The organism is Paenibacillus sp. IHB B 3084, assembly GCF_001447315.1.
GTDB lineage: Bacteria > Bacillota > Bacilli > Paenibacillales > Paenibacillaceae > Paenibacillus.
Genome location: NZ_CP013203.1, coordinates 5,416,880 through 5,429,764 on the forward strand (window position 1 = coordinate 5,416,880; position 12,885 = coordinate 5,429,764).

Annotated in this window: 2 protein-coding genes; both read right to left on the reverse strand. The window is 50.5% G+C overall.

Annotation, left to right across the window (positions count from 1 at the left end; all coding sequences use genetic code 11):
* Positions 1 to 120: 120 nt before the first annotated feature.
* Entirely contained in the window at positions 121 to 11,295 is an 11,175-nt protein-coding gene (locus tag ASL14_RS25360) for a non-ribosomal peptide synthetase (RefSeq protein WP_134914262.1), read from the reverse strand.
* A 168-nt stretch (positions 11,296 to 11,463) separates the two neighbouring features.
* Positions 11,464 to 12,882 (reverse strand): condensation domain-containing protein, encoded by a 1,419-nt coding sequence (locus tag ASL14_RS29730; protein ID WP_442953273.1) that lies wholly within the window; start codon positions 12,880 to 12,882, stop codon positions 11,464 to 11,466.
* Between the last annotated feature and the right edge of the window lie 3 nt (positions 12,883 to 12,885).

Genomic DNA, 12,885 nt, shown 5'->3' on the forward strand with positions numbered 1-12,885 from the left:
ATGGCGCTATGGAATCATCGCACTTCCCATAGGGGCGGGCAGATGATAGAGCGAATCCTGATCGAATCGCGTAAGCGGTAGGCTTCTTACATGTTCGATCAGGATTCTGACAAATCATAATTAACGAATTTCAGACAAATCATCGACCATTGGTTTTGATGAGCCAGGATGAATCATATTTTGTGCCCTGTTCCGGGTTATATTTTGTATTGTGGCACGAATACTTTTTACATTTTCCTCGATAAAGCCAGGTTCCAGCACCTCATAGTGACCGCCAATCAAGGTGTACTCTGCATAGCTGCCTTGTGTAGCGTTTTTCCATAAAAGTCGGTTGTCTCCTGTTCCCTTAACCGTTTCTGATCCAGCCGCGACAAAGCCGTGAATATTCGCCTGAACGCTCTCTGTATTCAGAAGCTGGTTGCCATACACCGCGTAAGCAATCATTTTACGTTGGTACGTGTCATTTAACAGCTCACGGTAGGATTCGGGAACCTGCTCCAGCATAGCATGAATCTCCTGCTCTGTTTCTTCCGCTGTGAAGGACAGGGCTTCTGTGCTTTTGACCGAGTCGATCATAAAAATGTCAGATACAGCATGGCCTTGACGCTCCAACGCATCGGCAACTTTATGCGCTAGATTACCGCCCATGGAATAACCAAGCAGCACATAAGGACCTTGCGCTTGCGTGCTGACGATCAAATCAACATACCGTGCCAACATTTCCTGCTCATCCGCAGCATCATCTATGAACTCCAATCCATAGACGACTGCGTCCTGATCCAGTTGTTTCGCCAACTCAGCGAACGACAGCCCGTATCCGAGCATTGGCGGAAAGCAGAAGATGGAGACAGGACCATGTTCATTCAATTGAATGATTGGACTATCTGCCTTGGATTCCAAATCTGATTTCAATAATGCGAGTGCCTGTTCTTCTATGGTTGGGAACTCCAGAACACTACGAATAGGTAGCTCGATGTCTGAGGCAAGGTGAACTTTACGAATGAGCTCTAGCACCTTCAAGGAATGCCCTCCCAACGTGAAGAAGTCATCGTGGACACCCACTTGCGGGATTTCGAGCACTTCCTGCCAAATTGTTGCTAGCAACTGCTCCACATCTGTTCGCGGCGCCACATATTCTGTACCTGTGTGCAGCGTTGTTTCTGGCGCAGGTAACGCTTTGCGGTCGATCTTACCGTTAGTCGTCAGCGGAATACGATCCAGCTGTACAAATGCGGATGGAATCATATAGCCCGGCAGAGTGGCTGACAACACGCCTCGAATCTCACGGACGGTCAGCTGCTCATCGGCTGTAAAATATCCGCATAATTGCTGTTGGCCTGCTCCATCCCGCAAGGCGATGACCACACTATCCCTCACAGATGGTACGTTTGCCAGTTGCGCTTCCACTTCGCCCAGTTCAATGCGATAGCCGCGAATTTTGACCTGATCGTCGATCCGTCCGACGAACTCGACGTTGCCGTCTGGAAGCCAGCGGGCCAAGTCGCCTGTAGCATACATTTTTTGACCGGGTGCATACGGATGGTCTATAAATTTCTCGGCGGTCAGCTCTGGACGGTTCAGATAGCCTTTGGCCAAACCTGCACCTGAAATGAACAATTCTCCGATCACCCCGACAGGCTGGAGTTGTTTATCGCTATTCAGGATATATGCTCCCGTATGACGGATCGGCCTGCCCAGATGTACCGCTGTTCCCGGCTCGCAAACGGCAGCCAGCGCATCAATGGTCGTTTCTGTCGGTCCATAATGGTTATGCAAGCTATACCCTTTTATAACGATTTTTTCCTTCAATGAATCTTCCAGCCGCTCACCTCCGCAAATTAACGTATTCAGGCAAGGGATTTTCGGCTCATTGGCCAGAAATTCTCTCATCAGCACTGGAGGAATGTCCAGCAGGCCGATTTCCTGGCTGGTGATATACTCCAGAAGCAGTTGCTTGCTCAATAGCGTTTCACGCCGGATGCAATGCAGCTCACCCCCGTGAAGCAAGACCCCGAAGATTTGCTCCACGCTCGGGTCAAACGTATATTCTGCCGTTAAAATCAGTCGGTGTGTGACATACGCCGCATAACGCTCAGCAAACCAGCTCACCGTGTTGGCTACACTCCGATGAGCGACCATGACCCCTTTGGGCTGTCCTGTCGTTCCTGAGGTGTACAATACATACATGAGCTGCTCCGGCCCGGTAACGGCTACTAGGTTGGAGCCGTCTTGTGCGTAGGCCTGAGGATCATCCAGCGCTACGATAACTCCACCAAAGGAAATGCGATCTGCCAGTGCCTGTTGCAGTAATATGATGGGTGCGCCCGAATCCTCCAGCATATAACGAATACGATCGGCTGGATATTCCGGATCGATTGGCACATAAGCGCCGCCTGCCTTAAGAATCGCCAGCAGGCCGACAATCATTTCAATGGAACGCTCTGCTAGCAGCCCGACACGCTGATCAGGCTTCACCCCCTGACTACGAAGTGTTCTCGCCAGCTGATTGGCCCGTTCGTTTAACTCACGGTAGGTGAGTTTCGCATCCTCAAATACAACAGCGATGTGATCCGGTGTACGTGCAGCCTGTTGCTCAAACAACCGGTGCAAGGTATACCTCGTCGTATCATCCGATATCGTATTTGGTGAAGCACCTCTGTTAAACACGTTCAGGATTTCAGACTCTTCCTGCGGTGTTGTCAGTTTTATTTCGCTTACAGCGATGTTCGGGTTGACTGTAACTTGCTCCAACAGATGAATAAAGTGCCCGGCGATTCGGCGAATATCAGCTACATCATAAACCTGTGTGTTATAGCCGAAGCTGAGACGCAGCGCCTCACCCGGCATCACTGCAAGATTAAAATCGTAGTTCGTCTGTTCAAAAACCGTCACGTTGTCAATCACGAAAGGAGCCTCGTCATTTTGGCCCAATTGCTCGACCTGCTCATCCACCGGATAATTTTCAAACACCATAATATGCTGAATTAAATTCTGCTTCTGGTCAGTCAATGCCTGAATTTCAAACAGTGGATACGTATCGTATGCATGAGAGGCCAACGCCTGTTCCTGCATTTTCTTCATGACTTCTGCAAAAGATTCCCCTGCCTCGCTACGGATGCGGACTGGAATGGTATTAATGAACAAACCGATAATATTCTCCGCCCCGCTAATATCCGATGGACGGCCTGAGACAACACTGCCAAATACGGCATCATTGTGATCGTTATATTTTTGCAGCACAATCCCCCATGCAGTTTGTAATAACGTATTCATGGTCACCTGATACCGCTTAGCCGTCTCCTCCACCCGGGTGGTCAGCTCACGCTCCAAATCCGTCACCCAATCGCTGGCAGTGTAGCCTTCACTCTTGCGACCGGATTTTACAGCAGGTAGTGCTGTTTGCTGCTCATACCCGGACAAATAGCTGCTCCAGTAGTCTGCTGCCACCTCGCGATCCTGCGCTTCCAGCCATTCAATAAAGCTGCTGTATGGCACTGCCGGCGCCAGCTCTGGCACTCTGCCTTCTTGAAGTGCAGCATAGCTCTCAAACACTTCTTTGTTCACAAGGGACAGGCACCAGCCGTCCATGACGATATGATGGAAGCTCCATACAAAATGGTAGCTGTCTTCTCCGGTGCGCAAAATCGCCACACGCAGCAGAACATCCCGACGCAGATCAAAGCCCCGTGCTTTATTTTCCAGCTTGAAGCTTTTCAGCCAGGTATCCCTTTGATCCACATCCAGCTTGCGTAAATCTTTATATTGAAAGCCGCAATCCCGGCTTCGATACACAACCTGCAACGGTTCTGTATCCCGGCCAAAGTAAAAGTGTGTACGCAGCGCCTCATGCCGCCGAACCAGTATATTCATGCTTTCTGCAAAAGCCTGGATGTCCAACTGACCTCGCAAATCGTAAGAGAACTGCTCAAAATATGCATCATTCGCGGCTGCTTGACTATCGAGCTGGCTATGAAATAGCATCCCCTTTTGCATCGGGGTCAGTGCATATACATTGTCTACTTCACCCGCAGTACCCATTTCGGATAACAGGCTGTCCAAGCCTTCCACACTCAGTCCTTTATAGGAAATATCACTTGGGGTCAGCTCCGGGTGTTCTTTATGGATGCAATGCGTCAAAATTTCACGCAGGCTCGATTCCAGTAATTTCGCCAATCGCTCTATCGTCTCCGGTCGATAGCTGGTACGGCTATAGCTGATCGTCAAACCCAGCTGGCCACCCGAAATCATGCCGCTAAAATCCAGCGTATACGTCCGTGCCATGGTTGGACTAAGCGGCATGCCCCCACCGAAAGAGGATGACTGCAGGTCGTTCCCCTTCATATCCTGATCGAACTGTCCCAAATAGTTAAAGCTGATTTCAGGATCTGCTGTAAAAATGGCTGGAGATGCTGCCTGTCCCTGGCGATCGGCTAAGTATTTCAGTACGCCATAGCCGATCCCTTTTTGCGGGATGCTGCGCAGTCCTTCCTTCACATGCTTAATCCGTTGCGAAAGAGCAACTTCTTCCGGCATATCGAGCAAAATAGGATATTGGCTTGTAAACCATCCTACCGTCCGGGTAATGTCCACCTCAGGTAAAATGGCTTCGCGCCCATGCCCCTCCAGATGAATCAGGAAACGCTCATTTCCGCTCCACGCTTGCAATGCCATCCCTACAGCCGTCAGCAACAGGTCGTTAACCTCCGTGCGGAAGGCACGATTGGCCTGCTTGAGCAGCTGCTCTGTCTCCGCACTTGTCCATACAGCCGTAACCGACTCACTGTCGCCAATCAACGGCTTTTCGTGCTCGTTATGCCTGTAATCCTGCGGCAAAGGAGACAGTTCCGCTTGCCCAAGCTCCTCCCAATACGCCCGCTCACGTTCAATGACTGGACTGTCGGCATAAGCGTACAGTTGCTCGGCCCACGTTTGGAACGAATCCGTTTTATGAGGCAACTGAATCACCTGTTCACCCTTGGAGGCTTGCTCATAAGCAGTCGCCAAATCCTCGAATAAAATGCGCCAGGATACCCCGTCCACTGCCAAATGATGAATCACTACCAGCAGATGATCTCCATCTGGACAACGGAACAGCCCCAGCCTCATGAGAGGCCCTTCACTTAGAGAAATGCCGGATTGAATTTCATTGCATTTCGCTTCAATAACCTTCGCCAAATCTCCCTCGTTTACGTGGCTATCCCTATAATCAAAGCTCTCCAGATGATATGTTTCGCCTTCCTCTACACTGCGGTTCCATGCCGTACACCCGTTCTCCGACGAACGAAAAACGATACGCAATGCATCATGGTGAGCCGTAAGATGATTGAGCGCCTGCCGAAGTGCCTGTTCAGCATAGCCTTCCTGTCGATAGAGCATGACAGATTGGTTAAAGTAGTGCGGCTCTGCCGTTGGCTGTTCAAAAAACCAGCGCTGAATCGGTGTAAGCAAAACACGTCCTGTAACTTCGCCCTGCTCCGCTATCCGGTTAACAGGCTGAATATGTGTACTTAACCCCGCGATCGTCGGGTATTTGAACAAGTCCTTCATTTCCAGCTTGTATCCAGCCTGGAACAATCGGGACGACACTTGAATGGCCTTGATGGAGTCACCACCCAGATGGAAAAAGTTATCCTGTATGCCAACTCGCTGGATACCAAGAATTGCCCCCCAAGCCGCAGCCAGCGCTTGCTGGACATCGGTTTCGGGTGCCACATAATCCATGCCTGTATCCACATTGTGCTCAGGTGCAGGCAATGCCTTGCGGTCTACTTTACCGTTCGGCGTCAAAGGCAACTCGGAAAGCTGCACAAAGTAGGAAGGCACCATATAGCCAGGCAGATCCTGTGACAAAACGTTACGTAAGTCGCTGGCGCTCAATTCGCTGTCTGTTACGAAATATGCACACAGCTGTTTTTGCCCGTTATCGTCCTGCCGTACTGTAACAATGGATTCCTTCACACCTGCAATGGTGGATAATCGGGTCTCAATTTCACCCAACTCGATACGGTAGCCACGAATTTTGACCTGCTCATCCATTCGTCCCTTGTACTCCAATACGCCATCTGCACGCCAACGCGCCAAATCCCCTGTACGATAGCAGTACTCTCCGGGCCGGAATGGACTTTCTATAAACTTTTCCGCCGTTAGCTCCGGCCGATTCAGATATCCTCGCGCCACGCCGTCACCACCGACGATCAGCTCCCCCCATGCCCCGACAGGCTGCAGCTTCAACGAACGATTTACCACATAAGTGGTCGAATGATGAATTGGACGTCCAATGGGCACCGCCTGGGTTTGCGGTTCTGTAATGTCATAGGTGGTGGAGAAGGTGGCGTTCTCCGTTGGACCGTAAGCATTGATCACACGAAGCTGCGGGTACTCCTTCAGCACACGGTTGATATGTGGTACGGATAACACATCACCGCCCACGATCAATTCCTTCAGGGACGCAAACAATCCAATATCTTGCTGTGAATGCTGATTGAATAAAGGCGTGGTCAGGAACAACGTATTAATGTTGTGCTTGTCAATTGCCTGTTTGAGCTTGGCAGTGTCCAAAATGGTGTCATAGCTCACCAGATACAGTTGACCCCCGTTCAGCAGCGTTCCCCAGATTTCAAACGTGGAGGCATCGAACACCACTGCACCCGTTTGCAGCAAACGCGTATTTTCGTCGAGTGTGGCATGGCTTTTATTTTTTACCAAACGCACGATATTACGGTGCTCGATCATAACGCCCTTCGGTTTTCCTGTTGTACCAGAGGTGTACATGACATGCGCAAGATCTGAGGAAGATCCCTCAATGGGAGTAACAGCAGCTTCATCCGTAGGATCGTCAAATACATTTTCGCTGCTCCATAGTTGTTCATCACTCAAATCTATGACCGGAATACCTGGTTCAAAAAGAACCTGCTCACGTCGCTGTGACAGTAACAGCCCCGCACCGGAATCCTCCAGTAAATAACGGATACGCTCCTCAGGATAATCGGGATCAATGGGAACGTAAGCCCCTCCAGCCTTCAAAATCGCCAGCATACCCACGATCAATTCAATAGAACGTTCAGCCATAATCCCCACCCGCTGTATCTCCGGTTCGGAGCCGCGCCGTATTCCATGGGAAACCAATGTGTGTGCCAGACGAGTGGAACGTTCATTCAGCTCGCGGTAGGTGAGCTGTGTGTCCGCAAAGGTAACTGCCAGCCGATCCGGTGATTGTGCTGCATGTTCCTCGAACAACACATGCAGCGCTTTATTCCGTGGATATGGATAATCTGCTACGGTATCGTTGAATTGCTGCACAATCTGTTCTTTTTCACGGGACGAAACCATTTCTATAGCCGAAAGAACGATATCCGGCTGGTCTATAACTGCATGGATAAGCTGCTGCAAATGTATCGCAAGTCGTTCGATAGTTTCCCGTTTGTACAACCGGGTTCCATATTGGAGACCGCAAGCAATTTGCTCCCCATCCTCCAGCGCGAACAGACTCAAATCAAATTTCGCCGCCGTTTGTTCACTCGGATAGGGTGTCAATTGCAATCCTTCCAGCTGCTGCTCCTTTTGCTCCAGATTTTGCAGAGCAAACATGGTATCAAATAGCGGATTACGGCTTAAATCTCGATCCACGCCCAGCTTGTCCACCAGCTCTTCAAACGGGTAATCCTGATGCTCAAAAGCTTTCAACGCGTTTTCCTTGACCTCCAGCACATAATCGCGGAAGGTTTTCCCGCCTTCCGGGTAATTGCGGATCGCCAGTGTATTCACGAACATCCCGATCAGACTGCCAAGATCAGCATGGGGCCGCCCCGCAATCGGCGAACCGACGATAATATCCTCTTGCCCGCTGTAGTGGCTAAGCAAAGCCGTATAAGCAGCCAATAGCACCATATATAATGTCGATTCCGTCTGTACCGCAATGCTTTTTAAACCTTCGCTCTGCCGTTGATTGAGCGTAAATTCCAGCACATCTCCTTCAAAGCTTCTCACCGCCGGACGTGGATAATCGGTCGGTATATCCAGCACGGGCAGCTCTCCCACGAAGGTATTCAGCCAGTAGCTTTCCTGCTGCCGGTAGCGTTCACTTTGCTGCTGATCCTGTTGCCAGGCGGCGTAGTCCTTATACTGAATGCGCAGCGGTGGCAGCGTGTCGCCTGCATATAAACGGATGAAGTCCTGAATCAGCACATTTATAGAGGTACCGTCCGAAATAATGTGGTGCATATCCAGCAGCAAAATATGATGCTCTGGATCTGTTTCAATCATACCGACTCGGAATAGCGGAGCCTGTCCAAGATCGAACGGCTGGACAAAGTCGCGTACCAGCTCATCCGTCTCCTTAGGGTCAGCTCCGTGGGCATGAATCAACTCCATGCGAAAAGGAACCTCGTCATGTACTCGCTGGACAGGTTCACCGTTCATGGTCTCAAAGCTTGTACGCAATGTTTCATGGCGGTCAATAAGCTGGCGGAACGCATTATCCAGTGTCTTATGATCAAGTGAACCGGTCAGTGTCAGAGCACCAGGGATGTTATAGCTAATTCCCGCTCCATCAAGCTGATTGAGGATATACATCCGTTTTTGTGCCGAGGATACCGCATAAAATGGCTTATTCTCCGAAACAGGTATGGATTCATAGGTGGTTTGCTCCAGCGCTTCAATAACATGTGCAAGCTGTTCAATCGTCGGGTGCTGAAACAGGTCCTTTAGCTGCACATTTTTATGCAGTTCCTTATGAATAAGCGATATGACATGTGTCGCCCGCAGGGAGTGCCCTCCTGCTTCAAAAAAGTTATCCTTAATCCCGATGCGCTCAAGCTCCAGCACATCTTTCCAGATACTCACCAGTTGTACTTGTAATTGATTTTGAGGAGGTACATATTCTGCGCCTGAGCTTACACTTCCCTCCGGCTGCGGCAACGCCCGGCGATCCACCTTGCCGTTGGGCGTCAGTGGCAATTGCTCCAGCTGCACGAAATACGACGGCACCATGTAGCCCGGCAGCTCCTGGTTCAAAGCGCTTCGCAGCTCACTTGCCGCTACATCCCCATGGGTCACCACATAAGCACAGAGCTGCTTTTGCCCCTGCTCATCCTCTCGTGCAATCACGACGGCTTCTCGCACCGCCTCCAACTTTAACAGCTGCGTTTCCACCTCGCCCAGCTCGATCCGGTAGCCCCGGATTTTCACCTGTGCGTCGATCCGTCCCTTGTATTCCAGCGTCCCGTTCGCACTCCACCGCACCAAGTCGCCTGTACGGTAGCAGCGTTCTCCACTGCGGAACGGACTATCTATGAACTTTTCGGCCGTCAGGTCCGGGCGGTTGCGGTATCCACGTGCCACCCCGTCACCGCCGACGAGTAGCTCACCCCATGCCCCGATAGGCTGGAGCTGCATCGAACGGTCTACGACATACGCCGTCGAGTTATGGATCGGGCTGCCAATCGGCACTGATTCTGATTGCACGCCAGTAATCGCATGTGTTGTGGAAAAGGTCGTGTTTTCTGTCGGCCCGTAGCCGTTGATGATCCGCAGGGAAGGATGGGCCTCCAGCACCCGATTAATAGGCGGGACGGACAGCACATCACCGCCGACCAGCAGCTCCCGTATCCCCTCAAACAGTTCCAGGTCCTGCTGGGACAGTTGGTTAAAGAGCGGCGCTGTCAGCCACATCGTGGTAATGCCATGGCTGCGAACAGCTTCCTTGAGCTTCGGCGCGTCCAATATGACATCCTGACTCACCAGTACCAGCTGTCCACCATTCAATAGCGCACCCCAAATTTCGAAGGTGGACGCGTCGAAGACAACAGCCCCGGTCTGCAAAATGCGCGTATCAGTATCCAATTGCGCATAGTTTGTATTTTTCACCAGACGCACGACATTGCGGTGCTCCACCATAACGCCTTTCGGCTGGCCTGTTGTCCCTGAGGTGTACATGATGTATGCCAAGCGATCAGCAGCGGTTGCCTTCGCTTGTTCTGATTGCGTGGTTGTAGTAGAAGCAAGCCCAGAATTAGCGGAAATGGAATAGAGCGGGTTTAAGCAATCCACGTATCCTATGTCAGCTGTGTCAGTATACGTCCCGTTATCGTTCAGCAAAACAGGATCGATACGATGAGCATCATCCGTTCCATAGATTGCGGAATCGCTCAGGTCGAGCACAGTTCCTGTAAAATCAGCGGGCCGATGTTCCATTCGCTGTACCAGCAGTATTTTGGCATCGGAATCCTCCAGCAAATAGCGCACGCGTTCGTCCGGGTAATCGGAGTCAATCGGCACATACGCTCCGCCTGCTTTGAGGATCGCGAGCATACCGACGATCATCTCAATCGAGCGTTCAGCCACAATGCCGACAGTCTGCTCGGTGCAGATCCCCTGCTTACGTAGTGTATGAGCCAGACGATTGGCCTTTTCGTTCAATTCTCCATAGGTCAGGCTGTCTCTTCCGAACACTACCGCCACCTGCTGCGGTGTCTGCTTTGCCTGTTTCTCGAACAACTCATGAATGGACGCATGACGTGGATAATCCGCAGCTGTATCGTTGAAAGTATGAACCAGTTGCTCCACTTCTTGCTCTGACAGCACTTGTGCTGCGGAAATCGCCAGCTCTGGCTGATGCAAAACAATGGTGTACAACCGCAACAGCTGCTCAACAAAGCGTTCAATCGTCGTCTCGTTATAACGGTCGCTATTATACTTCACGTTCAGAGAAACAGCTGCATTTTCCCATTGAAATTGAAAATCCAGCTCAGACTGTACATGATTCAAAAAATCGGGAATATGGATATTTTGCAGGGACGCCGTGGTGTGAATAAGAGGCTGTTCATCCTCGTTACGTGGAATTTCAAGCCCCTCGGTATAGTTCCAAAAAGGAATATTTTGGTGCTCAATAGCTTCGCTGACGGAGGTTTTGATTTGAGACAGCAAGGCTTTGAAGGTCGTTGTGGAATCCAGCGTGTTTTTCAGTAAAAGTAGATGATTCATCGGCTTTGTAGCACCGTTGCCAGACTTGGCTACCGGGATGCCCAGCAGCACACGTTCCTCACCTGTGTATTTATGTAATAGGCTTTCTACTCCAGCAAGCAGAATCATAAACACAGCCCATGGAGCGCCACCTGTTATAGACGATATTCGCCCGGAAATTTCAGATGGAAATGTGAGCGTGTACGTATGGGAATTTGAGCTCGTTGCAGTTGTATCCTTGGACACGTTGTTGGTGTATGGCAGGCAGATGATATGATCCTCAGATTCCAGCTTATGACTCCAGTAATTTTTTTCCTTCTCAAATAAGGCTTTCAATGACATCCCTCCTGCTTTATGGGGCCTGTGCCCCGGTTGGAATGGTGCGTTGTTGATACGTAAATGACCGTTGTGTCGGAAAAATAATACTTTGCAGGCAAGGGCAGTCGGACAAGCCGCCGCCCTCTGCACACGCAAAGTGAAATCATTGCATTTTAGAAAACTGATTTAGAAAACAAAGTCGATGGAATCCGGTGAGAAACCTTCCGGCTTGTCGTCGGAGGTCACCTGAATATCGCTTAACAGCAGATCTGGGTTTTCCCCAACCTGTGACAGAATCGCTATCAAATCTTCGGTTAATCGTTCAATAGCGTCTGTTCCAAACAGCTTTGTGCAATATTCAAAGGAACCCTTGATTACCCCGTCTTCATCGCTCATGGACAAGGTCAAATCAAATTTGGAGATGCTATGCTCCTGAACATATGGACTGAAGGACAGGGTCTCAAGCTTCGCTTCCTGCGACTCTGTATTTTGCAGTACAAACATGGTGTCAAACAACGGATTACGGCTTGCATCCCGTGCTACATCCAGCTTTTCCACCAACTCTTCAAGTGGATAATCCTGATGCTCGAAGGCTTGCAGCGTACGATCTCTGACTTCCAGCAAGTAGCTGTGGAATGTTTGGCTGCCCTTCGGCTGATGCCGGATGGCTAGCGTATTGACGAACATTCCGATAAGTGGCTCCAGCTCAGGCAGCAGGCGGCCTGCTACCGGAGTACCGATAATCAAATCGTCCTGACCACTGTATTTGGATAATAGAACGGTGTAAGCACTCAAAAGTACCATGTATAGCGTGCTTCCGGTCTGAGCCACAATTCGGTGCAGCTGCTCGGATACATTCGGGTCAACTGTAAATTCATACAGTGCTCCCTCGAAGCTGCGAACAGCAGGTCTTGGATAAGCAATCGGCAGATCCAGTACTGGTAATTCTCCGGCTAAATGCTCCAGCCAGAAATGTTCCCGGCGTTGGTATGACTCACGCTGCATTTCCTGCTGCTGCCACACGGCAAAGTCCTTGTACTGAATTTGCAACGGCTCCAATTCTTGCTCCTCGTACAGCTGTACCAGCTCCTGCACGATATTGTCAGACGATACACCATCCGAAATAATATGGTGCATGTCGTACATCAAAAGGTGGCGCCCTGGTCCGGTTTGAATGAGACGAACACGCAGCAGCGGTGCATGTCGAAGATCAAAGCTGCGTACAAATGACTCGATATACGCTTCGGCTTCGGATTCACTGACCTGCAGACGTTCTACTGCAAATTCAACCTGATCGTAAACCCGCTGAACGACCTCGCCTTCCACCATTTCAAAGGAAGTCCGCAACGTTTCATGACGGTCAATTAACTGACGGAACGCAGCCTCCAGTCGATCTGCCTGGAGCGGACCTTCCACCGTTAACACACCCGGCATGTTGTAGCTGACATCCCCACCTTCCAGATGGCTCAAAATATACAGCCGTTTTTGAGCCGAGGAAACCGGGTAGTAGGCCTGTTTCGCCACTGCAGGGATCACCGTATAGGTGTCTGTGCCGTGCGTAGCTATGAGCTGGGCTTGCTGCTCAATCGTAATGTGTTGGAACACCTC